Consider the following 464-nt stretch of genomic DNA (forward strand, 5'->3'; position numbering starts at 1 on the left):
CTACGAGGCGGTGGTGTCGGCGTCGTTGACGGCGGACCTGGCCGTGTTGGACCCGGAGGTCGCGGCGGGCATCGACGCGGAGCTGTCCCGCCAGCGCGAGGGCCTGGAGATGATCGCGTCGGAGAACCACACGGCGCAGGCCGTGATGCAGGCCCAGGGCTCGGTGTTGACGAACAAGTACGCCGAGGGCTACCCGGGCCGGCGCTACTACGGCGGGTGCGAGCACGTGGACGCGATCGAGCGGCTCGCGATCGACCGGGTGAAGGACCTCTTCGGCGCGGGGTTCGCGAACGTGCAGCCGCACTCCGGCGCGCAGGCCAACGCCTCGGCGATGCACGCGCTGATCCGGCCCGGGGACACGATCCTGGGCCTGAACCTGGCCCACGGCGGGCACCTGACGCACGGGATGCGGATCAACTTCTCCGGCCGGCTCTACGACGTCGCGGCGTACGGGGTGGACCCGG

General features: G+C 71.8%; 1 pseudogene. It reads left to right on the forward strand.

Going from position 1 to position 464, the window contains the following annotated elements:
• A pseudogene (locus tag ACETWP_RS17305) lies at positions 1-464 on the forward strand (serine hydroxymethyltransferase); the annotation flags it as partial.

Source organism: Arthrobacter halodurans, from assembly GCF_041877255.1.
Taxonomy (GTDB): domain Bacteria; phylum Actinomycetota; class Actinomycetes; order Actinomycetales; family Micrococcaceae; genus Arthrobacter_N; species Arthrobacter_N halodurans.